At 33.9% G+C, this 26,234-nt stretch carries 23 protein-coding genes; 1 reads left to right on the top strand and 22 read right to left on the bottom strand.

Annotation, left to right across the window (positions count from 1 at the left end; translation table 11 throughout):
- Positions 1–65: 65 nt before the first annotated feature.
- The 22 genes from RMR19_RS13775 to RMR19_RS13670 form a co-directional block, all read right to left on the bottom strand.
- A complete protein-coding gene (locus tag RMR19_RS13775; RefSeq protein ID WP_310604071.1) occupies positions 66–1,730 on the bottom strand; it encodes a motility associated factor glycosyltransferase family protein in 1,665 nt (554 codons plus the stop codon).
- A 42-nt stretch (positions 1,731–1,772) separates the two neighbouring features.
- Positions 1,773–2,735 (bottom strand): radical SAM/SPASM domain-containing protein, encoded by a 963-nt coding sequence (locus RMR19_RS13770; RefSeq protein WP_310604070.1) that lies wholly within the window; start codon positions 2,733–2,735, stop codon positions 1,773–1,775.
- 25 nt (positions 2,736–2,760) lie between these two features.
- Positions 2,761–3,750, bottom strand: a complete 990-nt coding sequence (gene pseB / locus RMR19_RS13765) for a UDP-N-acetylglucosamine 4,6-dehydratase (inverting) (protein ID WP_310604069.1) — start codon at positions 3,748–3,750, stop codon at positions 2,761–2,763.
- Between the two features lie 99 nt (positions 3,751–3,849).
- Positions 3,850–5,682 (bottom strand): motility associated factor glycosyltransferase family protein, encoded by a 1,833-nt coding sequence (locus tag RMR19_RS13760; RefSeq protein ID WP_310604068.1) that lies wholly within the window; start codon positions 5,680–5,682, stop codon positions 3,850–3,852.
- Between the two features lie 39 nt (positions 5,683–5,721).
- Complete coding sequence (locus RMR19_RS13755) at positions 5,722–6,069, bottom strand: hypothetical protein (RefSeq protein WP_310604067.1); 348 nt, start codon at positions 6,067–6,069, stop codon at positions 5,722–5,724.
- Between the two features lie 129 nt (positions 6,070–6,198).
- On the bottom strand, positions 6,199–7,017 hold the full coding sequence (locus RMR19_RS13750) for a flagellin N-terminal helical domain-containing protein (RefSeq protein ID WP_310604066.1): 819 nt from the start codon (positions 7,015–7,017) through the stop codon (positions 6,199–6,201).
- 180 nt (positions 7,018–7,197) lie between these two features.
- The gene (locus RMR19_RS13745) at positions 7,198–7,680 is read right to left on the bottom strand and encodes a flagellar protein FliT (protein ID WP_310604065.1); all 483 of its coding nucleotides are present in this window, start codon (positions 7,678–7,680) and stop codon (positions 7,198–7,200) included.
- A 61-nt stretch (positions 7,681–7,741) separates the two neighbouring features.
- Positions 7,742–8,110: a flagellar export chaperone FliS gene (gene fliS / locus RMR19_RS13740; RefSeq protein ID WP_310604064.1), complete on the bottom strand. Its 369-nt coding sequence runs from the start codon at positions 8,108–8,110 to the stop codon at positions 7,742–7,744.
- A 150-nt stretch (positions 8,111–8,260) separates the two neighbouring features.
- Positions 8,261–10,600 (bottom strand): flagellar filament capping protein FliD, encoded by a 2,340-nt coding sequence (fliD, locus tag RMR19_RS13735; RefSeq protein ID WP_310604063.1) that lies wholly within the window; start codon positions 10,598–10,600, stop codon positions 8,261–8,263.
- A gap of 12 nt (positions 10,601–10,612) precedes the next feature.
- Positions 10,613–11,029: a flagellar protein FlaG gene (locus RMR19_RS13730; protein WP_310604062.1), complete on the bottom strand. Its 417-nt coding sequence runs from the start codon at positions 11,027–11,029 to the stop codon at positions 10,613–10,615.
- Positions 11,030–11,128: 99 nt separating this feature from the next.
- Positions 11,129–11,350, bottom strand: coding sequence for a carbon storage regulator CsrA (gene csrA, locus RMR19_RS13725; protein ID WP_310604061.1), 222 nt, complete (start codon positions 11,348–11,350; stop codon positions 11,129–11,131).
- A complete protein-coding gene (gene fliW / locus RMR19_RS13720) occupies positions 11,351–11,812 on the bottom strand; it encodes a flagellar assembly protein FliW (RefSeq protein ID WP_310604060.1) in 462 nt (153 codons plus the stop codon).
- 82 nt (positions 11,813–11,894) lie between these two features.
- Complete coding sequence (locus tag RMR19_RS13715) at positions 11,895–13,436, bottom strand: flagellin N-terminal helical domain-containing protein (RefSeq protein ID WP_310604059.1); 1,542 nt, start codon at positions 13,434–13,436, stop codon at positions 11,895–11,897.
- Positions 13,437–13,583: 147 nt separating this feature from the next.
- The gene (gene flgK / locus RMR19_RS13710; protein WP_310604058.1) at positions 13,584–15,428 is read right to left on the bottom strand and encodes a flagellar hook-associated protein FlgK; all 1,845 of its coding nucleotides are present in this window, start codon (positions 15,426–15,428) and stop codon (positions 13,584–13,586) included.
- A gap of 15 nt (positions 15,429–15,443) precedes the next feature.
- Positions 15,444–17,213, bottom strand: coding sequence for a flagellar hook-associated protein FlgK (flgK, locus tag RMR19_RS13705; RefSeq protein WP_310604057.1), 1,770 nt, complete (start codon positions 17,211–17,213; stop codon positions 15,444–15,446).
- Between the two features lie 21 nt (positions 17,214–17,234).
- Positions 17,235–17,747, bottom strand: a complete 513-nt coding sequence (locus tag RMR19_RS13700; RefSeq protein ID WP_310604056.1) for a flagellar protein FlgN — start codon at positions 17,745–17,747, stop codon at positions 17,235–17,237.
- Between the two features lie 110 nt (positions 17,748–17,857).
- A complete protein-coding gene (gene flgM, locus RMR19_RS13695) occupies positions 17,858–18,136 on the bottom strand; it encodes a flagellar biosynthesis anti-sigma factor FlgM (protein ID WP_310604055.1) in 279 nt (92 codons plus the stop codon).
- 342 nt (positions 18,137–18,478) lie between these two features.
- The gene (locus tag RMR19_RS13690) at positions 18,479–19,177 is read right to left on the bottom strand and encodes a HEPN domain-containing protein (RefSeq protein WP_310604054.1); all 699 of its coding nucleotides are present in this window, start codon (positions 19,175–19,177) and stop codon (positions 18,479–18,481) included.
- Between the two features lie 14 nt (positions 19,178–19,191).
- A complete protein-coding gene (locus RMR19_RS13685) occupies positions 19,192–20,439 on the bottom strand; it encodes an AAA family ATPase (protein ID WP_310604053.1) in 1,248 nt (415 codons plus the stop codon).
- Positions 20,440–20,736: 297 nt separating this feature from the next.
- Complete coding sequence (locus RMR19_RS13680; RefSeq protein WP_310604085.1) at positions 20,737–22,005, bottom strand: diaminopimelate decarboxylase; 1,269 nt, start codon at positions 22,003–22,005, stop codon at positions 20,737–20,739.
- A gap of 132 nt (positions 22,006–22,137) precedes the next feature.
- Positions 22,138–22,821 (bottom strand): TrmB family transcriptional regulator, encoded by a 684-nt coding sequence (locus tag RMR19_RS13675; protein WP_310604052.1) that lies wholly within the window; start codon positions 22,819–22,821, stop codon positions 22,138–22,140.
- Positions 22,822–23,055: 234 nt separating this feature from the next.
- The gene (locus tag RMR19_RS13670) at positions 23,056–24,228 is read right to left on the bottom strand and encodes an FprA family A-type flavoprotein (RefSeq protein ID WP_310604051.1); all 1,173 of its coding nucleotides are present in this window, start codon (positions 24,226–24,228) and stop codon (positions 23,056–23,058) included.
- Positions 24,229–24,576: 348 nt separating this feature from the next.
- Here RMR19_RS13670 and RMR19_RS13665 point away from each other — a divergent pair.
- A partial coding sequence (locus RMR19_RS13665; protein ID WP_310604050.1) for a DNA gyrase/topoisomerase IV subunit B occupies positions 24,577–26,234 on the top strand: 1,658 nt, incomplete at its 3' end.

The following is a 26,234-nucleotide window of genomic DNA, read 5'->3' as shown; positions in this document are numbered from 1 at the left end:
CTCTCTATAAATTCATTTCAATTCGCGCTTCCAAAGTATTCCAGACGCAACATGTTTTCGCACCATTAAAGTAATGTCTCTTTTAATCTCATACATCGTGTTCCTTCTATAAACGCCCCACCTTCTGTTGCATCAATGAATTCTATATCTTTTATTCCATCTATACGTCTTTCAATCCATTTTCTATATATGTTTAAATGCTTATTTGTTTTAATCCAATTTCCATGAATATCTTTCACCTTTTCAAACTCTTTACTATCCACCAAATCTATTTTTCTTACCTCTTCTGCATACATCAAATTATTGGGATAAGCCAAATCTAATCCAACAAATATAATTCGATGTGCCTTTGATGCTATTGCTAAATCCAAGGCAGTTGTTACAACACAACCTCCTGTATTATATAATTGATAACCATTATCTTTTGCAAACTCTTCCGCTAATCTGTATTCATTCTGACATACAATATATTTTTCTCCCCTATAATTTTCTGTAATTTCTCTATTCGTAGTGGTTAATAAAATTAATGGCACTTTTTCATTATATAAACCTTCAATTTGATTTAATACAATTGGTTTTCCATCTGTAATAATTACATAATCAGGAACTATACCATTCTTAATAAGCTTTTTAAATACAGCACCAATTGCTAATATAATAGCATTATTCTTTATCTTTTTCAAATATTCATAATTCAAATCAAGCGATGGTCCTGCCGCAACTATATAGATATCTTTGGCACTCCACTTATATAAAATAGTATCAATACTTGCATCATAATTACAAGTATTATATCTATAATTTGCATATAAAAGTCCACTTTGATTTCTAACTGAATTATAATGCAAAAAATACGCTTCCATTTTTCTTCTAATATTCTTATTCCTAATTAGCCTCTGAGATGGTCCATGAACCAGTACTTCTGTATCTTCATCAATCTTACCAATTCTTTTCGAAAAATTAGTAAACTGAGGATCATAAAAGATCTTAACCTGTCCACTCTCCAGACATTCACCTATCTTCCCATAAGCTATAGCCAACTTTATAATCTCTAGATTCGATTCATACACTTCAATTTCTATATAAGGATTACATCTGCACAACTGAATTATATGATATCCTAAACCAACCCCATATACAACATATTTATATTTGCTATCCTTATACCCACTATTAGCCCATATAGCTGCTTCAAACTGAGGATTATTATTACTGTGTAAGTAAAATTCATGTCCTTCGTTATAACACTTAATTGTTGCTAATCCACTGGATGTAAATTCACATTGTGTTTCCAGCATGCCATTATGTCCTACTTTATTTGTTGTTACATCATTATATAATGTTTTATCTACGTCCTTTATAATTTGCAAATTCTTTTCTCTTGCATGTGAGGGAACTGAATCATACTCCATCATAATCATTTCTTGTATTTTAGATATAAAAGGTCGTAGTTGTAACACTAGCAGATCAGATACTAATATATAATCTGATTCCATTTGTGCCATTGAAACTTCACCTAATACTTGTACTAAGTTCTCAATTTCCAAATTGCTATCATACTTCTCAAATAAGGGTGTCATTAACTCATAATTTGCTAATAACCACTCTAGATTATTGAGCAAATCACCCATTTGCTGTAATCCGCAATCATACTCTTGTTGTTGAAAATAAAATACGCTAACATCAATAAATTCTATAATTGATGCATTGATATCTAATAAAGTATTCATTTCTTTTCTCCTGTCAAATTCGGAATTCATCTTTTTAGATAACTACCCCTTTTGTGTAACACAATTTCTACAAGGTAATGGCATATTTCCTTCAAGAATACTATTACGCAAATTATTCATTTTATCACAATTCCATGCCTCTTTTAAAGTCATATCTTGAATATTTCCTAAACAAAAATATTTACTATAGAATGTACAGCATGGATATATATTTCCATAACTATCTACATGAAGCGTTGTAAATGGTGCTTCACATTTATAAGGTATATTAGGTTTCTCTTGTAGATCGTTAATATTACTAAAATCAATCATTTCTTGAAAATCAATTATATCAACTTTATCTTTCCATTTATCAATGAAGTCATCAACTTCCATTTCATTTTCTTTCTGTTTTACAAAACTCACTCTTACTACTGGTAAATTCTTTCCTTCTTCTTGCTTTCTTCTTAACAAATTCTCTATATTTTGTTCTACTCTTTGTAAATTCCCACCTCTAATTTTTGAATATGTCTCAGGTGTTACCGCATCTAATGAAATATAAACACGTTCAAATTCTAATTTTATCAATAAATCAACTATACTATCATCAAGATAAGTTCCATTCGTTATAAGGAACTTATCCATAAGTCCAATTGTGCTAATCTTTTCAAGTATCTCTTTTATATCCGGATTTAACAGACACTCTGCACTTGCTCCAACTAATAGCGATGGCAGTTTCATCTCCCTGCACTCATCAACTAGCTTATCAATAGTTTCCATCGATATGTCGTTCTTACGTTTACTATAATAATTTTTCTCACACATTTTACATTTTAAATTACAGTAAGTATTTGCATCTAATACTAGATATAGCGGATTCTCTGCCTTTACTAAATTCACTCTATGAAAATCCCATTTTTTTCTATATTCTAAAAAGCTCTCTCCGTGCTTTTCAGCAAGTAATTTCTCTACATTATTAAATTCATAGTGCATCAATCTACCATCATGTTCGCTACGTTTCTTCATAATTCACCTCTACATATTCTATAATTTATAATAACTGATGAATATTCTCTTGCAATTGTTCAACTGTAAGCCACTCAGAATTATTGTCTGAACTATATTCAAACCCGCTAGGAACTACTGTTCCCCCTGGTATTATACAATCTTTTTTCCACCATGTAAAATGTGGATATATAATATAATGATTATCATACTCATATGTGTTGACAGAATCCTCTCGTGTAATCATTATCTCATGTAATTTTTCGCCTTCCCTAATACCTACTTCTTGCATCTCACAATTAGGAAGCATTGCTGTTGCTAAATCTGTAATCTTAAACGATGGTATTTTCGAAATAAATGTCTCTCCACCCTTTGCCTCAAGAAGTGCTTTTATCACCAAGTCTACTCCTTTATCTAAGCTTATCCAAAATCTTGTCATACGATAATCTGTAATCGGTAGCTCTTTTTTTCCACTATCAATAATACTCTTAAAAAACGGAATAACAGATCCTCTACTCCCTGCTACATTACCATATCTAACAACAGAGAAATTCAAATTTCTTTTCCCTACATATGCATTGGCAGCAATAAATAATTTATCTGAAACTAATTTAGTTCCACCGTATAAATTAATTGGATTAACTGATTTATCTGTAGATAAAGCAACTACTTTTTCTACGCTATCGCTATCCAATACTGCATCAACTACATTCATTGCACCCTCGATATTCGTTCTAACTGCCTCTATTGGATTATATTCACACGCTGGCACTTGTTTCATTGCTGCTGCATGTATTACATAATCAACTCCATTTAAGGCTCTTTTCAATCGCTCCTTATCTCTTACATCACCAATAAAAAATCTCATAACATCTTTATATTCTTTAAACTTGTTTGCCATTATAAATTGCTTGTACTCGTCTCTTGAGTATATAATAATTTTATTTGGTGTATAATTTTTCAAAACATACTCAACAAAATGATTTCCAAATGATCCTGTTCCACCTGTTATTAAAATCGTCTTATTATTTAACATATCATTTTGCATGAACTTTTCTACTTTCTATTCATGCGACCCCTTTCCATAAATGAATAATTTTCATTTCACTAAAATCTCGAACGAATTCCAATTTTGCTACATTTGTTCATCCTCTAAACGTTCCATAAGTTCATCAGATGCTTTACTCATAGATTGATACAAATTCATTGCTCTTTTGTATATATTTAACCTTCTCTCACTTTTTTCTTTGAAGCGCTCAAAGAGCATGTCTACTTCTGAACTCATAGTATTAGCAGCAAACGCCTCTATTATCGTTGATATACCTAGTGCATTCAACTCTTTATTAATACTAGAAAGTCTTTTTGTTTTATTCATAGAGACATACGATTCTTCTTTAACCGTTTGGTTTTCCTTAATTAGATATTCACATAATTCGATTGCTTCCAATGCTAAGTTTCCAACCTTTTCCAATTCACATTTTAATTTATTAAAACTACCTTCAATCTCAGATACTTCTACTTGCTCTACTTGTTCCTTATTGATAAATTCTTCTGCATCAAAATCAGATTTACAATACTGCTCAATTGCCTCTTCTAAACTCATAACACGTGTTCCATCTATTTTAGCTCCACCTTCTGTTGCATTGATTACAACTCCATCAAATGATGCTACTTCTTTATTATACCATAGCAGATAAGAATACCAATCCTTTCTAGTCCATAGTTCTTTTTCATAATTACCTTCAACCAAGGCGAACCCCTCCTCTGTTTGGCCGTCAATCCATTGCCCCACATGAGTACTGTTTCCTTCAAATGCAAGATTTTGCCCCACTAATATAATTGTTTTTGCACCTATATACCTTGCTATTTCAAATGCCATAGTCGCAACACAACCAGATATTGTGATTGGTACATAATTTCTTGAAGTCTGTCTAATAGTATCTAAAAATTTGAATTGATCAAAAAATATTTTCTTACTTTCATTCATCTTAATGACAGATGGGTTTGCTGTAATTCCTACAAACATAGGTCGCTGTTTTGCTACTTCATTATTAAATAACTCTATTGGCTTATGCACATCAAGAGTAACAATAGCATCTGGTATAATATCATTTTCTGCAAGATAATTTAATGCTGTATCAACTGCCAAAATAAGCGCCTTACCCTTTGCTTTTTTTATCATATGTACATTTTTCTTTAACGACGGTCCTGCTGCCACCACAATCACAGGTATATTCTCTTTCAAATTTCCCCTATAGTCTCCTATAAAACTTGAGCGAAGTGCAATACTCGCATTATCTATACAAGCAATCCCCCAGTCTTTTCCACGTTTTTCTATCGTACACTCATCCATAATTACATCAAAAATAAAGTCCGTATAACTTTGGTTAAAATTTTCCCTTTCCTTAGCAAATACCTTATCATACTGTGGCAATGTTAAATACACACAATTACTGTGTACTACTCCTTCTCTGAAGTAGTCTCTGGCATCTTGCCACAGCCCCTCATTTAATCCATTAATTCCAATAGTTAATTTCTCATTCTTCAAAATATCTGCTAAGTCAAATTTCTCTAATACATGAAAAAACAGTTTCTTTGATGGTTCATAAATTAGTAGGATTTCCTCTGCATCAAGTATCCTTATCAATTCACGAATAAAATAACCATTCCCTAAGCCAAAAATCCAGAAAATTCTATTAGTTTTTTTTGAATTTAATGATTGATATGGTTTTGCCCAAATCTCTGCTTCTTTTTCTGGATAATACATACTATTCAATCGATAAGTCTTGTCTCCGCATATATATGTAACTAGATTATTATCTTTCGCTCTTTCTTCATAAAAGCCATCCGATTTATATTCTTCTGTTCTCTTACTCCACTCTAAGAATTCTTCATTCACTCTTAAAGATTTACATAAAAAACTATTACCTTTCGTAATTGCCTCAATATTCCTATTCTTTATACTCATGATTTCCTCCAATACGTTACATTAGATATGCTTTATCTACTACGAATTGCATTTCTCTACAATACTATTTAGTAATTCCATTAAATCATATCTTAATATATCTGACACCAAAACAACATCTTTGTTTTCCAATGATTGCAATGCGCTCATTAGACATTCCGTTATTTTACCTTTTTCCTCTAATGTAACTTTTGATATATCTTCAATCACTAGTATTGACTCTACAACCCGAATTAATACTGGATATAATTTTTCAAATAATTGGTATCCTTCTTTTTCTTTTTGTTGATAAAATGAATCTGAAATCTCTTCTACTCTTTTCTCCAACTCAGATATAACTATTAACAAATCATTCATTATTGTAATCGACACCATCTTTCTTCGCATATTTCGTATAAAAGTTTTTTTGCACAATCACCCACTGATTTCCAAATGACAGATATGTATTAAAAAATAAAGGAGCTACGCACTATAAATAATGCGAAAGCTCCCTCATATTAACATAACTATAAAGTATTAGCCAATAATAGATAATACGCCTTGTGTAGATTGGTTGGCTTGAGCAAGCATTGATTGAGCTGCTTGTTGAAGAATATTATCTTTAGAGTATTTAACCATTTCATCAGCCATGTTAATGTCACGGATACGTGATTCAGCTGCTTGTAAGTTTTCAGAAGTATTATCAGCATTAGCAATAGTATGCTCTAATCTGTTTTGAACAGCACCAAGATTTGATCTGAAATCCGAAACTTTTGCAAGTGCATCATCAAGTGTTTTGATATAAGCAGTTGCGTTTGCATAAGTAGATACGCTGTTTTTAGCTGCAGTTACTCCAAGAGAAGAAGCTGTCATAGTTTTTAATGTAACTTTAATACTTTGACTCTTATTAGCACCAACTTGGAAATTAAGTGACTTAGTTGCACCATTTAAAAGTTTCTTTGTATTGAATTCAGTTTCATTACCAATTCTTGTGATTTCTTGTGTTAATTCATCTAATTCTTTTGAGATAGCAGTTCTATCTGCAGTAGCATTAGTATCGTTAGCTGCTTGAACAGTTAACTCTCTCATTCTTTGAACGATTGAGTGAGTTTCATTCAAAGCACCTTCAGCTGTTTGAATTAAAGAAATACCATCTTGTGCATTTGTAGAACCTTGATTTAAACCTCTGATTTGTCCTCTCATTTTTTCTGAGATAGAAAGACCAGCAGCGTCATCACCAGCACGGTTAATTCTGTAACCTGAAGATAATTTTTCAGAAGCTTTTTGTAAGTTACCAGTTGTAATTCCTAATTGTCTGCTTGTGTTAGCAGCTGTCATGTTATGTTGAATAATCATATTGTTTTCCTCCTTGAATTTCCAGTAGCATCCATGCTACTTGGTACATTTGTTTTTTAGAAAGAAATTAACGATAATTGCTCTCAGGTCGTACGCTCCTGATTAATTACTGTGAATCTCTCTTACATACTATATATCGACTTCATATAATTAAAACTTAACAGTAAAAACAAACTTTTTTTATTTTTTTTTATCAAGAAAATACGATTGCCCTTGATGTTGATTTGCCATGTTCTGATAGTACTTAGATGCGCTTGTATTACTCATCTTGAATGCTTTTATTTCCTTCTTCTTTTTCATACTATACTGTTCAAATCGAACTTTATTCCTAAGCTCACTTGTCTGAAGTACTACACTCAAATCTGTAATTTCCTTAATCAGACCTTGCATCTCTATGATTTCTTCTTTATATTGTTCCCTACGTAGCTGAATCTCTTCCTGCATACGCTCAAACAACTTCTCAAATCCCGTATCAAGTAGATTCAATTGCTCAATCCACTTTTGCTTCTCATCAATTAAATCTCCAAAATCGTCAAGATCCACCTCTTCTTCTCTTAACACTAACTCTTGTCCTTGTGTACATTCAATAATCTGCTCAAGAACTTCTCTCTTTCTATTCAACGATTGAATCATCACTTGTATATATGTCTCATTATTATCCAATTTTGCACCTCGTATATCTTTTTAATAATAATCCCACGAGTAACATAATTTACTTCCTTTATTATCTAGCTTGCTTCATAACCTGTTTCCACACATCGCGCATCTCTTTGAAATCCACTAATACTGCCTCAAGAATTTCTTTATCTTTTTTAATATTTGCTTCGATAAGTCTACGATACATATAATCATACACAAGATCAAAATCATTTGCTACTGGATACTTATGATCTAATGTAGAACGAAACTCCGTAATTACATCTTCTGCTTTTTTAATGTTCTTATTTGCACCCTCCATATCATCTTTTTCAAGTGCAAGAATTGCCATATTAACAAATTTCACTCCTGCATCATACAATATAAGAGTCAACTCCCCTTTTGATGCAGTTTGTATCTTATTATTCTGATAAGTAGCAGCATAATTAAATGCCATAATAACATCCTCCTTAATCAATGCATTCTATATATACTATCTTCATTGCATTATACCACAAAAGGTTACCAATTTCTTAGTACTGCAGAATTCGGTAACCTTATCCAGTTGATACATCAATAGCTTTCTATGTATCTATATTATAACAAATTAATTTGTTCCTAACAAGCCTGCTAATGCACTTTGTTGTGACTGTAATGCTGCCATTGCCTTTTCCATAGCTGTAAATTGTTTAAAGTAGGCATCCTCTTTCGCTTTTAACTTAGTCTCCATTGTACTCATATCTTTTTTGTATGTTGTAAGTTGCTTGTCAATCTGTTTATCATTATAGAAGGTCAATGCACTACTTAATGTAGTTTTACTCATCTTTTTAAATAACGTATTATGTAGATTATCTGTAATACCAGCAAAAATCTTTGATACTAACTCTGAATCTTCTTCAATTGCCTTCATTAACTTATCTGCTTTACCTGAATATGTAGCATCATCTTTATCACCGTAGATATGAAGAAGCCCTTTCTCCGTATAATCACTAGATGTCATGATTCCCAAAAACGCAAGTGAATAATTCTTTCCATCAACCTCTACTGTTGACATCATTGCTTGTTTCATCGCTGAACTAATACCACTAAGCGTTGTATCTCTACGAAGAGATGCATTCTGTATCTTTTCTTCCCACTTCTTAATTTGGTCATCTGACATTGCTTCTTTTTCTTCATCCGTTAAAGGTTCATATCCCTTCGCCGAATCAGCATAAAACAAATCATTCATCTCTTTCAATATTGAATTGTATTCTTTAAGGAATCCTTTAATCATATCATACATTCCTTGCGAATCTTTCGAAACAGTAATAGAAGTTGCTTTGTAATCTCCATTTACATCTTTCTCCGAAAGACTAATTGCTTCAAATGTCAATCCATTTACAGTCAATGTATTAGAAGTACCTGTTAATTCCACTCCATTATATTCAAAGATACTGTCTTTTGCTGCAATTTTTGTTGCTGAAGAACCAAGACCTAAGTTATCCAAAGCTCCTGCGTTTGCAGTAGCTGCTTCACCACTAACGAATGTATTAATACTACCTAATGTACTATCGAATGCTGCTTGTTTGTTTGTATTCGCTAATGTGTCACATTGTGCCTTAACAGTATCAGTAGCCATTTCTGTTTCTACATTCTTGTTTACTAAATCTTTCATAGATGTCGTTTGTAATGCTCGTTCCACTTCCTCTTGTACGAATGCATCCATTCTTTCATCTAATACAGTTGTAATTGCTGTATCTATTGTAGAATCATATTCTGCCATCAATGCTTCATACGCAGGCGTACCTTCACTGAAATCAAGTTCTTCTTCTAAACCTTCATTCATCTCTGCTTTTAATTCTTCTAGGTATTGTGCCTTAATTAATTCTATCTGTTCTTCTTTTGCATCTTCATACTTAGCTACATCAACCTTATATTCTTTACCATCTATTGTTGCTGCATAAGTACCATCACCATTCGTGATTGCATCTTTAATAGCTACTGATAATTCCGTTGTCTTACTCGCTGTAACAGTTTCTTTTACTGTTGCAGTTGCATCTGTTTTTACTTTTGCTTCTACTGCATTCTTAATTGTTGTACCTGCTGCCAATATTGTTTTCTTAGCAGCTTTCACCTCTTCCGAATCAGATGATGCATCAATAACTTCCTCTGTTACTGTACCATCAAACACGCTATTCATAAACGCTTGTCTATCACCTGAATCTGCTGTTCCTAATGTAGCCATATTCGCTTCAATTGTACTAAACGCAGAAGAAACTGCTGTTTTATCTGCCGCATTTACATTCCCTAAAACTGCTGCTTTTGATGCATATTGATTTGATGCTCCATATGATTTTGTCGTTATTGAGAATTCTTGCTCTTCTCCACTTTTTGCTGAAGATATAAACAATCTCTTTTGTGTTTCATCATAACTTGCATTCAACCCAACACTCTTACAAGCTGCAACATATTCATTCATTGTGGTAGATTCTGTTATCTCTAACTCCTTCGTTCCACCAGCTGCTGCAATTGTAATTTTTGTTCCCGTCTCCATACCAAGTGCTGTCAACTTTGTTGTGCCCTTGATATCATTACCTTCATTGTCTTTTCCATTCCCATTTGTTCCTAGTTTTGCACCAGTAACATATTGTGAACTTGCCAATTGCTTAACCACAACAGAATGTGTACCTTCTGCAGCATCCTTTCCAGCTGTAACTTTAACAGTTGACTCATTTGCTGAGGTTGCTTTGTTTACCTTATAGTTTGAAACCAAATGCATCTTAGTAGTTTGCTCTTGATACAACTTATATAACTTTGTATTAAGCTCTTTCCACTTTTCTTGTTTCCACTCTAACTTTGTTTTCTTATTCTCTATCTTCGTTAATTTCGTACGGTGTGCCTGCATTAATGCTTCTACTACAGACTCTGTATCCATATTGGATATCATACCTGTCATTCTTACGCCCATACTGTCGCCTCCTTATAACTTCTCATCAACAAGTAATCCAGCAACTTCCCATAACTTCTCAAGCATCTTAATTGTCTTTTCTGTTGGAATTTCCTTTACCACATTCTTTGTATCTTTATCAATCAATTTAATTGATACACGATTCACTTCTTCATGGTAAGTGAATTCACATCTTGTGCTTGGTTGCGCTTGTTTCAACTTGTTGTTTGCCATACTAATAGCATCTCTTAGTTTCTTATCTAATTGTTCATCTGTTAATTGCTGGTTGTCAGTTGTTGCACTCGCTACTTGTGTCGTTTGTGCGCCTATATTATCAGTCGTAGTTTGTATACTTACTTTCTCTACTTCTGTTACTTTTGGCTCAGATACCGTAACGCTTGCTACATCTCCTATTTCCTGAGAACCTGGCTTCACTCCGTTAATAGCCATAGTTATACACCTCCATGTGCACTTTTCATAGTATATTTTATTGTTACATATAGTTTCTTACTTAGTCTATCGGCATTTTTGCCGTAAAAATTAACACCTTTAGCCAAATAGATTTGATAGTTCCTCTACGCCAATGGCACTATTTGCTGCTTCTTTGTTTGATTCTTGAATCTGAAGGTATAATTCCTTACGATAAATCGGTACACTCTTAGGTGCTGTGACTCCTACTTTAATTTGGTCACCTTTGATTTCTAGTATCGTAACCTCAATATCATTATTGATAACGATGGATTCTCCTGCTTTACGTGATAAGGCTAGCATCTATTCATCCCCCTTATCTTTTCGCTCTTTCATTGCATCATATATATTATAACGAATTACATAGTCAGCATTTTCTGCGATAATTTGGCAACCTTTTTTTGTATCTGCATTAATAACAATTGGTGCTTTTAAGTTTACAGTTGTTTTCTTCACATCACTTGATGCAGTTACTATAAGAAATACAATCAAATTATCTTCCGTCAATTCCCCAAGTGGCTTCAACATCTCATCTTCAACCGTAGGATTATAATCTTCCTTAACAACAGCTGGTGTAATGATTGGAAGAGCTAAACTTGGTTCTTCTACACTTTGTAACCATGAAATCTTAGATTTTTCATCTTCAATATCATATAGAATTGTAAAACTCTTATATTCTTCAAATCCCATAGGTCCATTTTCAAATGTTATGATTTTGTTCTCGTCAAGGTCTATTTCCCCAAATGTTCTAGTTTGTATTAGCATCGTAACGCTCCTTTCAAGAAAAGAGTGGCAAAAGTTTTTATCTTTCTACCACTCCGATACTTCTCTTCGCTTATATTTTCTCTTAGATAAAATCTAATAATGTATTCGAAACAGCTTTTGATGCAGCAGATAAAGAACAATTATAAATCATCTGTGCCATTGATAAATTGATATAGGCCTCTGCAATATCAACATCTTCATTCGAAGATAACAAATCTGTAAAGTCCGTTTTTTGCTTACCTAAACGAGCTTCTGTTAATTCAACTCGACTATAACGGCTTCCTAAATCAGCAATGGCAATATTTAATTTTTGTTGCTGTTTCTGTGTACTTGTAATTGCAGCACCAAAACCTTTTTGTAATGCACTATTCTTTAATACAAGTTCTGTATTCAACTGCTCAAGCAATTTATCAAGTGCTTCATTAACAGGCTCAGTATTATTTCCATCTGCACGAAGTTTTGTAACTTCAGCAATCTTTTTCTCTGTTGCTGTTACATCATCTGCTAACGCTTTTAATCCTTCAATATCACGTCCAATATCATGAGAGAATGCATCTCTTGCTTGTACGTTTACTGCAATGTTTTGTCCAAAGTTGATTTCATATTCAATCTTTTGGTTCTCTTTTTTGTATTTTACATCGGTTATATAATCACCATTTGTATCTTTCTCACGATTTCCATTATCGTCAATCTTATATGTTGAACATTCAAAGAAGTTTTCTGGGCGTAAATCCCCTGCCGAGAACTCTAACTTATCGTATTTTACTTCGATATCTTTTGCATTTCTCAATGCATTGTATACGTCTTTCCCCATAATTACTTCGCCTGTGTCTGCAAGGAAATTTATCGCATTATCAGCAACTTGGTATGCTCCTGGATCAGTTGAATTCAAAATTTGATTTGGAGCCGTTAAGCCATCATATGTTCCACCAGTTGTTCCATCCGTCTTCGTATAAGTCAACGAACATGTGATATCTCCTTTATCGCCAAGAGAACCATATCCCAAACGAAGTCTGTAAGCATCAATTGTCGTTGGCATAACATTATCTGTAATTGTAGCAGCATTCGCTGTAGTCGTTGGAACCGCATGTGAATTAATTACTTTCGTAACGCTCTCTAAATCGCTTCCCTTGAAGTTTTCTGTAATATTATACATCTGTCTAGCCAAATCATCTGCCGTACTATACGTCAAACTTTGATCTGTCTTATATCCTGTGAATACATATCTACCAACATAGTTTGCGTTACCTTCTTGGTAAATCTGTGTTCTTAATTCTAACAAGTTTTGAATAATACTGTTACGGTTATCAACAGTTAAATCGTCGTTGGCACCATCTACACAATAGCTATTCATATCTGTTAATAATTGATTTACATTCTTTAATGCACTTTCCGATACATCCATCCAAGCTAATGCATCTGGAATGTTCTTATCAACATATTGATTTACTTGTACAAGATTCGTTCTTAACTTTAACGCTCTTACTGCAACGATTGGGTCATCCGACGGTCTTTGAATCTTCTTACCTGTCGAATACTGCTCATCGTATTTGTTCATACTGAATTTATTCTTATTAATGTTGCTCATCATATTATTAGTCAACATCTGATTTGTTATTCTCATTTTATACCCATGCATATCACAAGTTTCCTTATGATATTGCTCCAATAGATCTAGTTGAAAGAATCAGTGAGCTGCACGGACTCCTTTACTTTTATTTTCTTTCAACGCTCCAAACATGCCACTTCCGCGGCACAATCAACTCACGAATTATACACCCGTTCCGTTAATCAATTTATCGTAGATTTCATTCATTGTTTGAATTACTTTTGCTGATAAGTTATATGCGTTCTTAAACTTAACAAGGTTCATCGCTTCTTCATCAACATCAACGCCTGCGATTGATAGTCTTTGGTTTGTTATTGAATTCATAATACTCTCTTGACTGTTTGCAAATGTTTCATATTTCGCTGCATCTACACCAATTTCCGCTACTAATGTGTTATAGAATTGTGCTGGTGTTCCTGCTTTGAATAATGATTTATCATCTTCCAATTTAAGAAGTTCTGTCAGGTTATCTTTATTCTCAACACCTTGTACAATATCGCCACCACACGCTGCGAATTTTCTTGGATCATTCATAATCTCATTTGTAATTGTTAAATTGTATGCTGTTAATTTATAGTAAGATGCTCCTGTAACTGTGTTACCGCTTGCATCCACATATGTTGCTGTACCATCTGCATTGAATGTTGTGAATTTTTCTAAAAGGCCTGTAGCTTTTTCTTCCTCTGTAAAATTGAAGTAATCTAAACCTGCATTACCATCCAAATCTTGTCCCGCATTATGCATTCCATTGAATACCATCGCAAATGTACGAGAGAACTCATTTAACTTTGTGATATAGTAAGGGATTCCCTTATAGTTAACAGTTTCTCCAACCTCACCACGTACTTTATCTGCCGCTGTAATATCTGTTTTTAATGGAGTATCTAAGTTAAAATTATACTTATATGTTCCATCCGCTTGCACTTCAACATTAAATCCTGTGTACTTGTAATCTTTACCTGCAATTGTGATGTTTCCTTCTAATGGAAGGTTTAGTTTCGTAATATCGTCACAGTTTGTTTTTGTAAGTGTTAATGTTGTCTTACCATTTGCTGTTGTCGTTGTAACTCCACCACCAAGGTTCTCCGCATTATTACCGTCTCTTACTTCGTATAATGCTTTTAATTCACCTTTTAAGTTTGCATTGCTTAGCGAGAACGCTTGTCCATCTCCCCAAGTAACATCATACAAACCATCAAGATCACTTTCGTTGATTTTCTCTTCTCTTGGTACTACCATTAACTTTTTGCTTGTACTTGTATCTACTAATAATTGATTATTAATTCTTACTTCATATACAACAGTACCTGGATCCATCGGATCTTGTTTTACTACTTTTTCTTCTGTCGATACATTAACAATCTTAGATAATTCATCTACAAGATTTTCTCTTGCATCACGCAAATCATTTGCCGTAACTCCTGTTACTTCTAATGCATTGATTTGCTTTGTTACTGTTGCAATCTGCTCACCTAATGAATTCACACGATCTACTAGATTCTTTATTTGAAAATTCGCATCCTCTTGAATTGTTCGCATACTATTATACATATAATTCATATACTCACTAAGAGAAGCTGCATTATTCGCTACAGTTGTACGAATATCACTACTTGAAGGATCGTCGCTTAACGTGTTTAATGATTTAAAGAAATCATTATATACATCTGTAAATCCACCTTCGTCTACTTCATTAAAGTAGTTCTGCACTTGAAGCATATAATCATTCTTCGTTGAATATTCACCATAAAGTGCTGAACTGTTACGGTATTTCACATCATAGTAAGCACTTCTTTGTTGAATGATATCCACGATATCAACACCTGATCCTGCCATTCCGTATGAGCTATATACACGTAGTGCCTCACTTGCTGATGTTACTACCGATTGTCTTGAATATCCTTTTGTCTCTGCATTCGAGATATTATGCGCTGTTGTATTAATCGACGCTTGATATGCATAGAGACCAGATAAACCTATATTTAAACCAAAAAACGTTGATGCCATATAATTTTTCCTCCTCTATAATCTAGTAACCAAAAGTTCAATCATCGAATCTACAACATTAAAATATCTTGATGCTGCGTTGTATGCATGTTGGTATTTAATCATGTTCGATAATTCTTCATCCGAAGAAATACCCATTACATTCTGTCTTGCTGTACCTATATTATCAACCATTACTTGTTGATTTTCTTCACTCGCTATATACTTCTCACCTTTTGTTCCGAGGTCTCCCCATATAGCGATATAATAATCATTAAACGTACTCTTCTTCAATACATTTGGATCTAGTGCCGCGAACGGTTGATTCCAAATATCAGCCAATTGCTTTGCTACTCCGTTGTATGCGAAATCGCCAGTTCCACTACTTTGGCTAAGTGGAATTTTTGAGTAATCCGCCAAAACTTCTCTATTAACTTCTAACTCACCTAATGTGTATAGGGAATATTTATCCGTTGGATCTTCTTCGTTATATCGATACGCTTTAAATGCTCCCGGAGCGGTTGCTAAACACTCTACATAAACAGGATCAGCTCCTGCTACCGCAGTATTTCGTACATATATCACATTATCCGTATCATATCTGCTAACGCTCTTACGTGAGAACAATTCAATTCCTTGTGATTGCTCATCATCCATACCCATTGGTGCATCTGGTGAAAGAATCTTTATCTTTGAATTATCTAACATTGTTACTTCCACATTCGGAGATAGAAGATCATTTACTGCTGTTACAATACCATGAATTAACATATCATACTGCGCTTCTATTGTACGAACTACAGAAGTATCTACTTCAAGGTTATACTTTTTAACAGCTGCTGCATAATCTGCTTCCGTCGCATAGTCTGCCTCTTGTGGGATATCTGTATAATTCGCATAGTTGTTTCCTCTTGCCCACACAAGCCCTTTTAAAGATCCAATATTCGTTCCTGCATCATAACTTGGTATTCTTGTCATATTGAATACATCTGTCTGTGCATGATTCCAAATTGGTTTCACCATATCTGTTCCATCTTCAATACGAACAGTTGACATCTTATAAGAGGATGCATTCGTTACAAACTGCATATTCTCTGCCATAATAGTAACGGAACCATCGTACTCTTCTGTCGCTTTAACATCAATTAATTTGCTTAAATCATCTATGTATAGATTTCTCTTATCACGTAAGTCATTGGCTCTTTCTACTCCGCCCGACTCAATCTTTGTAATCTCTTGATTTAATTTTGCAATCTTTTCACCCAAATCATTAATTTGATTTACTGTATCATTGATTTGCGTATTCATATTAACTTGATATTGTTGTAATTGCTTATATATTATCTCTGCTCTTTGAACAAATGCTTCTGCATTCTTAGCAAGTGATGCACGAGCAACTTTATCATCAGGTGCTTTTACTAACTCTTGTATGTTTGTCCAAAGTTTTTGAATTGCTTCTTGGAATGGTGAATTTTCTAACTCACCCATGATATCTTCAATTTCAAGTACTGCTTCTTTTTGTGCTCCGTAGTAGCCTAAACGTCCTGATTCTGTACGATATTGTTTATCGTAGAATTCATCTCTTACTTGACGAACTACTTGTGTTGCTGCTCCAAGTCCTGTCTGCATCGTACTATACGCTGACTGTCCAACTTTGTTATAATGGAAATCTTGTATGATTACTTGTTGTCTTGAAGAACCCTTCGTATCAATATTAGCTAAATTATGCGCTGTTGTATTAAGCGCATTCTGACTTACTGTAAATCCTGATACAGCAGTCCATAAACTTGTCATAATATTTCCCACGGTCTACCACCATCCTTTTGTCTATTGTTTTGCATCAAACATACCGGTTTCAGGCAACGCACTGTTAACCTGTCCAGCTGTTTTGGTATAGTTATTCCCTGGCGACATCCGTGTGCTTTGAACAAAGTTCATGTTGAACTCTATTATTTCAAGGGATTGTTCTATTAACGATTTATTATGATTATTGAATTCCATCAATAGGCTAATCGTATTCTTTAAGTTCGCATGAACACTTGCTAATCTTTCTTGTTCCTCTGGCTGTGCTTCTAGCAACTTAATTACATCTTGTATCTTTAATGTTCTTGCATCCTTGCAAAGAACAACGCCAATGTTTGCAATAATTTCTTCTCGCTTCTTATCAAGCACCATTACTTGTTCTACAAACACTTGCTCTTTATCTGTGATTTCTTGCAATGCTAAGAGGTCATTGTTTGCTATAATACTTGATTTTTCTTTCGCAATCGGTACCATTTCACTATATATCTCATTCTCTTGTTGCAAAGTTGTAATCAATTCTTCTATTAAACTAGCCACGGCAAACCTCTCTTTTCTCTTAATTTTCAAGTAGACGCTTATAACTTACAATTACTTGCATAGTAAACTTTCATACTATGCAAGTAATCGTAAGTTTCATTATTCATTATCTATACAATTGCATTAAAATAATTATCTAATAATTTGTCAGCAACTTCACTCATGCTTACATCATACGTACCAGAAGCTAATTTTTTCTTAAGTGCCTCCACTTTATCCATTCTAACTTCTTCCGTATTCGCAACAGCTTGCTTCACTGTTTGATAATCTTTTCCTGTTTGGGAAATCTCTAATTGATCAGATTTTCCAGCTTTCTTTGTACTTGCAACTGTACGAACTTTGTTTGTTTGATACATCTGGTTTACTTTGTTATATGCATCTATTCTCATAACTTCACCACCTTAGTTTTATTCCTCGTTATTATCCTATACTGTAAATATCGGATTATTTTGAATTATCATTATAGGTAAAGACAAACTTTTTTTATTTTGGTTGTTTTTCGTCTATAGGTCATTGGTCCTAGTTTATGATTTGGGTATCATTTGTTGCTGTTTGTGTTTTTATTTTTGTTTTTCTTTCAGTATTACAAACGTGCTTTAACTTTTTCATTTTAAAGCACGTTTGTAAATATTCGCTTTTTACTTAAATTACTATTTATTATCACCTTATTACCTCGCTTTATTCCTAACGCAAAAATGAGTCCCTATACAAAATAGGACTCATTTTTAACCTCACATATTTTCAGTTTCATAATATATTGCTTCTACAATCTTCCCCACATCATCTAAAAACCGTCTTACAACGTCTTCCGATATTTCTTTTAGCTGTGCATCAAAATGCTCTCTATCTGATTGGTGCGCTATAATATTTCTTCTTCTAAACAATTCATTTAATCTACGTTTAAGTTTATCTTTTGTTTTTTCTTCTTGTCCTCTTTCGTGAAATGCCCTGTCGGCTACAGCCCTTATATCTATTCCAAGTAGATTCATTTGGTCTTTTACTGATTCAAATGATACCATCGTTATCTTTTCATAACAATTATTTACGAATTCTAAAAACCAATCTGTATTTTCCCTTGCTTTCAGTGCAATTTCAATAAACCTCATTTGAATTTCAATATTTTGATATTTCTCTGTTTTATCCCAATTTCCAAGGAAAATTTCACACAACCCATACTTAGTTATCTCATGTAAAAAGAAATCAAATGTACTCTCTAAAAATACTACTTGCGAACGCCATACATTTTCTGCTTCTCGCAGCTTGCCTTTAGACACTAGTTCTTCTGCAACTAAGAATTGTTCCCTTATTGCTTCTATATTTTCTTCATAATGTTGCTTTATCTCTGATAACTGAAACCTAATAACTCTAACTGGGTTCTTATCTCTAATATTCTCATTTCTTTTAGATAAACTTAAATTTCTTTCTGTCATTGTTCACCCCCAAATCACTTCATATCGCCAAAGGATTGAAAGAAACTTTTATTTAGCATTGGTATTCCACCATATTTTCCCGAAACATATCCTCTTCCAAGGTTTTCCGTTTTTCGAACATTTCGAATCTCTGCTAGCGAAAACAAATCTGTAGAACGATTAGTAGCATTCAACTCTGTAAACCATATTTGATCTCGCCTAAACAAATTCGAATCTAATAAACTTGTATCATGCGTAGAAAAAATCAACTGCGCAAAAACATCTTTACGTGCATTTTGGAACAATCTAACGATTTCATATACTACCGATTCATGCAGACTTGTCTCTATTTCATCACATATCAATATTTTTCCCTTGTTAACAATATCAATAATTGGGCATATCATTTCAAATAGTTTCTTTATACCTGTAGACTCTTCCGCCATTAAATCAGTTTCAAACTCCTTATATATAACTTTTGCTTCTATTTTACTTGCATCTTGCGTTGCAAAAAAACTTTTTAGTGCATCTGGAAATTTCTGCGGCATGTCTGTTACACTCGGTTTTACTTTCTCAAGTTTCACTCTTACATCTTGAATCCCCGTACCTAAAGCTTGCAACACATCTATAAATATTTTTTTTACTTCTGGTGTACTCTGTAACAGTTCAATAGAAAACTCAGTCCAATTATTGACCATCGGATTATATACTACTATATCCAAACTGAAGAAAATGAATGCCGCCTCAACTTCTGCTAAATTCGTATAATTTGCTATACAAGATAAGAATAATCGATTATCTTTTAATGCCCCAAGGCTTAATTCAAAAGAGTTTTTATACTTATCCCCTGGTTTTACTTTCATATTGTCTCGTTCAAATATTTTCACTTGTCTTCCATTTGGAAAATAGTATAGGTATTCATCCTTAACAGCATTTTTAACAATTGAAAAACCATATGCATATCGCACATCATCTTTAATAAATTGAATTTTATATTCACTAGGTGTATCTAAACTACTTAATTTATGTGGTGCTTGAAAGATACCTTGACCCGGTTGATGCTTAATACTATTTGCTACTAAGTCTTTCATAAATACTAATGCACTTATAAAATTACTTTTTCCCGAACCATTTGCTCCATAAATAACAGCAGAGCGTAATACCCTATGGTTATTAAACACTTTCAATGTATTCTCAAATGTGTCATCACTCCCTGCAATGCTCGAAAAGGTCACCATGTCTTTTATTGATTTGTGGTTTGAACAAGAAAATTCTAATATCATCCTTGCCCCTCCTTTACTATTTGATATCCCCATAATACCTCCACAACGCTGTTTTGTCAATTGTTTTTGCATGCTTTTTGCAAATTCATACCATTAATCATCTTGTAGCACACTTTTAATATTATAATATGCTTGTGATCTATATTTATACTCGATAATGTATTTCTACAAAAACACTAAGAAAGCATTCCTCCGCAGCACCGCTACTTAGGAACGCTTTCTTATTTTTTTCTTTGTTTTATTCTTTTCTCTTTAATTTATAAACTCAAACTATTTCAAAGCAAAACATCAACTCAATTAATATTTCATATCCTTCAAAACATCACAATAATCAAATGTTACAAAGTAGTCTTCTGGTTTTTCTGCACGTCTTATTAATTGTGTAGAACCATCTTCTTTTAATAACACTTCCGCTGATTTTAATTTACCATTATAATTGTAACCCATAGCAAATCCATGTGCTCCCGTATCGTGAAGTACTAATAAATCACCGATATCCACTTTTGGTAACATACGGTCAATTGCGAATTTATCATTGTTTTCACATAAGGAACCTGTTACATCATACATATGGTCACATGGTGCATCTTCTTTTCCCATAACTGTGATATGGTGGTATGCTCCGTACATAGCTGGTCTCATAAGATTTACTGCACAAGCATCAAGTCCGATGTATTCTTTGTGTGTATGTTTCTCATGGATTGCTGTTGTTACTAGACAACCATAAGGTCCTAACATAAATCTTCCTAACTCTGTATAGATTGCGATGTCTCCCATTCCTGCCGGAATAAGAACTTCTTCGTATGCTTTACGAACGCCTTCACCGATCACTTTAATATCATTTCCTTCTTGGTCTGGTTTGTAAGGGATTCCTACACCACCTGATAAGTTAATGAATTTGATATCTGCGCCTGTTTTTTCTTTTAATTCTACTGCTAATTCAAATAATATCTTCGCAAGTGTTGGATAATATTCATTCGTTACTGTGTTACTTGCAAGGAAGGAATGGATACCGAAGTTTTTAACTCCTAATTCTTTTAATTTCTTGTATCCTTCAATCATCTGTTCTTTTGTAAATCCGTATTTTGCATCACCTGGATTATCCATAATACTTGTGCTGATTTTGAATACTCCACCTGGATTAAAACGGCAACATACTGTCTCTGGAATTCCTGCTGTTTTTTCTAAGAAATCAATATGTGTAATATCATCAAGATTAATAATTGCATTTACTTCTCTTGCTTTTACGAATTCTTCTGCTGGTGTTGCATTTGATGAGAACATAATCTCACCTTCTCCAAAACCAAGTGCTTCTGATAACATAAGCTCTGTCATGGAAGAACAGTCTGTTCCACAGCCTTCTTCTTTAAGAATCTTTAATAGGAATGGATTTGGTGTTGCTTTTACTGCAAAATATTCTTTAAATCCTTTGTTCCATGAGAATGCATCTTTTAATTTTCTAGCATTTTCACGGATTCCTTTTTCATCATATAGATGAAATGGAGTAGGATATTCTTTTACGATTTCTTGTAGCTGCTCATTTGTAACAAATGTTTTCTTCATAATATTGTCTCCTTTTTCTTTCGATTCTACTGTTATTTGGCTGTTGCCTTTTATATCGTCTTCCTAGTTATCTACTATACACAGCAAGTATACAGATTTCAATCCTATCTTTCTACAGTCTATCTTAATAATAATTTATCTCGATAGCAAAATAATCTCATTCTGCAGCATTTCCTTAAAGATTGATACCAGATTTTTATTCATAGAATATAAACATGCCGTGTCCGATGGTGATGTAATTTCTCCAGTTAGAACTTTCTTCGAATCTACGATTAATCGGATTCGATTATCCTTCTTGTCCGTTGTATGCAAGATTGCTCCTTCCAACGAAACTTTTTGGTCTGTAATCAAAACCAGCTTTATATTGCGTTCCTGCAATTCATGTAATTGTTCTTTCAACTCAGAAACTAATGAACTTGACACAGATAGATAGACTCTTTCCTTTGCTTCTATTAGCATCGTCTTCATCTTATCCATCACATTCTTCTCGCCTTGAATCGTTATATATCCACTATTCTCTACCTTCTCAATCGGCAAGGACTCCATCAACTTATGTTTTGAATCCTCAAGCATTCTTAATTTATTGTTGCAGAATTCTTCTACGCTTACTGGTATATACTTTGTTACTGTACCCTCAATAATATATGCAGCACCTTTCTCAACTAACCCTGCAAGACCATTATACGTATTCGACCTTGAAATGGTTGTCTTCTTAGCTGCTTCATATCCTGTTAATTCACCTTCTGTAAGCAACGTCACATACAGGGTTGCTTCTTGCCTGGTTAAACCAAACATAACAAGTTGTTCAATGATTTCCATGCAATTTGCTCCATTTCTGTTGGATGTGTTTGAAAAACGCCTATATTAGATGATACAATACAACATAATAATTCCCCAAACCTATTATAGTATTACTTTATAGGAACACTATACAATCTATTAAAAAGAATGTCAACCATAATTTGATTGACATTCTTCATAAATGCAGCTTTTTTTCCTCTTTTGAGAAATCTTCTCAATTTTCTATCTCACTTAGAAAAATCATGCTATTTTTTAACCAACAATCAATTCTGCAACCTCTTCCTCAATCTCCCGCAACTGTTCCTTCGTTGGCACATAGTTCATCTTAATAGGCTCTTTTATTATCTCTACCTTCATAGCTTCTAATTCCTTTTGAATAATTGCCACATTCTGAGCAGCCCAACCATACGAACCAAATGCAAAGCCTTTCTTTCCCTTTGGTGATAACCCTTTCATATAAGTAAGGAATGCACCTACTGTAGGCAATATGTTCGTATTCAATGTAGGAGAACCTACAACAAGATACTCTGCCTTTAATACTTGTGTTGCAATATCAGAGATATGGTTCTCTTTTAAATCGTATAATATACATTCCACTCCCGCTTTCTTGAACCCTTCAAGAATTGCTTGTGCCATCTTCTCTGTTGAATGCCACATAGAATCATAGACAACAAGTGCTCTCTTTTCATTTTCTTCACTGCAGAAATATCTGTATTTATCAAGCATCTCTGTTATATGTGTTCTTAGAATTACACCATGGCTTGGTGCAATCATCTCAAGCGGAAGGGATTGTACAATGTCAATCGCTTGGTTTGCCTGCTTTCCATAAGGCATTAAGATATTCGCATAATATTTCTCCGCCTCCTGCATTACGACAGCCATGTCCACTTCATCATCAAAATGTTTGGAAGAAGCATAATGTTGTCCAAATGCATCATTCGAAAACAGAATCTTCTCTTCACTGCAATACGTAACCATATTATCTGGCCAATGTAACATTGGTGTTGCAACAAATGTTAAACTTCTCTTTCCTAATGATAACGTATCTCCTGCTTTTACCGTCTGATAGTTATACTTGTCACCATAGTGCGCTTGAAGCCCTTTTAATCCGCTTGGTGCAGATGTTACAATCGTCGCATTCTTAGCAACTTCCATAACCGCTGGAATCGCCCCTGAATGATCCATCTCAACATGATTTGATACGATATAATCTATTTTAGAAGGATCAATAATTTCAGAGATACGTTCTAACAATTCCTCTGCAAAAGGTTCTTTCACCGTATCAATAAGAGTTATCTTCTCATCAATAATCAGATAGGCATTATAAGTCGCCCCTCTATTCGTTGTATATCCATGAAAAGATCGAACATTCCAATCTACTGCTCCAACATAATAAATATCATCTCTTAATTTAACAATTTCCATAATTATATGCTCCTTTTTCTTTCTTATTTTAATTATTCAACTTTCAATAATAGTAATTGTTATCATTATACTTCTTATTTTTGCCAATGTCAACACGAATATATGTTTTCTTTTTTTTTAGATACTTGGTAGCTAAAACTTATAATTTATGATATAATCGGTACGGATTGGATACCACTAAGATAAATGCATTGCAAAGTTGCAGCATCTTTCGGTATCTATATTTTTTCTATCTAGATATCGTTCTATTCCACAACTTACTATAATTATAACAATTTACTTATATATCATTGGGATGAACCATTAACTATAAAGCAACCCACCATTCGAAAGGAGCACATTAATTACATGGAACAATATAATGGAAGCCAGATTGTTATTCTGGAGGGTCTTGAAGCGGTACGTAAAAGACCAGGTATGTACATCGGTAGCACTGGTACAAGAGGATTACATCATTTAATATGGGAAATACTTGATAACGGAATTGATGAGCATCTTGCTGGATTCTGTTCTCAAATTGATATAACATTAAAAAAGGACGGTGGAATTACGATACGTGACTACGGACGTGGTGTCCCTGTTGATATCCATCCGACAAAGAAAATACCAACTGTACGTGTTGTCTACACAATTCTTCATGCAGGAGGAAAATTCGGGTCTTCTGCATATAAAGTATCAGGAGGTCTACATGGTGTTGGCGCTTCCGTTGTTAACGCACTATCTAGCCGTATGATTATTGAAGTTCGAAGTGGAGGACAAATCTACCGTGATGAATATCAAAACGGCGGTCACCCTGTTACTGAGCTCATTGACGGCAACATCCCTGTTATCGGTAAATGTAATAAATCCGACACAGGAACAAGTGTTACCTTCTATCCTGATGCGTCAATCTTTGAAACCATTGAATTCAAAGTGGAAACCATCAAGAAAAAATTAAAAGAAATCGCATTCTTAAACAAAAACTTAACGATTACATTTCGTAACGAATACGATAACACAGAAAAAATCTATCATGAGGAATACGGAATTCAAAGTTTCCTAAAGTACCTCAACCGTGAGTCAACTCTTATTCACGATGAAGTAATCTACGCAGAAGGGACAAGCGGTGAAATCGAAGTGGAATTGGCATTCCAATATACGAATAATTACGCAGAACAAATCAATGCATACTGTAACCGAATTAACGTTGTTGATGGCGGTACTCTTGTCACTGGTTTTAAAACTGCTTTGACTCGTGTTATGAACCAATACGCTAGAGAGCTTAACATTCTTAAAGATAAGGATGATAATTTTGACGGAAAAGATATTCGTAATGGACTCGTTGCCATTATCTCCATCAAACATCCTGATCCACAATTTGAAGGTCAGACAAAAACCAAATTAGGTAATACCGATGCCAAGAGTGCTGTTGAAGATGTATTTACAGCAGAAGTTCAGAGATATTTTGATAAGAACGTTGAAGTTCTTCGCTCTATTCTTGAAAATGCTTTAAAGTCCTACCAAGCAAGACGTGCTGGTGACAAAGCAAGAAATGCGGTATTAAAACAATTACTAGACGTTGATACTCGTAGTAAATTAGCTTCCTGCTCTTCTAAGAAACCAGAAGAATGTGAAGTCTATATTGTCGAAGGTGATTCTGCGGGTGGTACTGTTAAGACAGCTAGAAACCGCCGTACACAAGCAGTTCTTCCTCTTCGTGGTAAGATTCTTAATGTTGAGAAGGCGGCACTTGAGAAAATATTAGTTAATAACGAAATCAAATCCATGATTGCCTCTTTTGGCTGTGGAATTGGTGATGATTTTGACATTAGCAAACTTCGCTTTGACAAAATAATTATCTTAACCGATGCCGATGTCGATGGCGCACATATCAGTACGTTACTACTTACTTTCTTCTACCGCTTTATGCCAGAATTAATTCTAGAAGGAAAAGTGTACCGTGGTCTACCACCACTATATAAAGTGGAATACGAAAATACCGCATCAAAAACAAAAAAGAAAAAACA

This window comes from Anaerosporobacter sp., assembly GCF_031551385.1.
Lineage (GTDB): Bacteria > Bacillota > Clostridia > Lachnospirales > Lachnospiraceae > Anaerosporobacter.
Note: the sequence above shows the minus strand (reverse complement) of the source record. Positions and strands in the feature narration are given on the sequence as shown.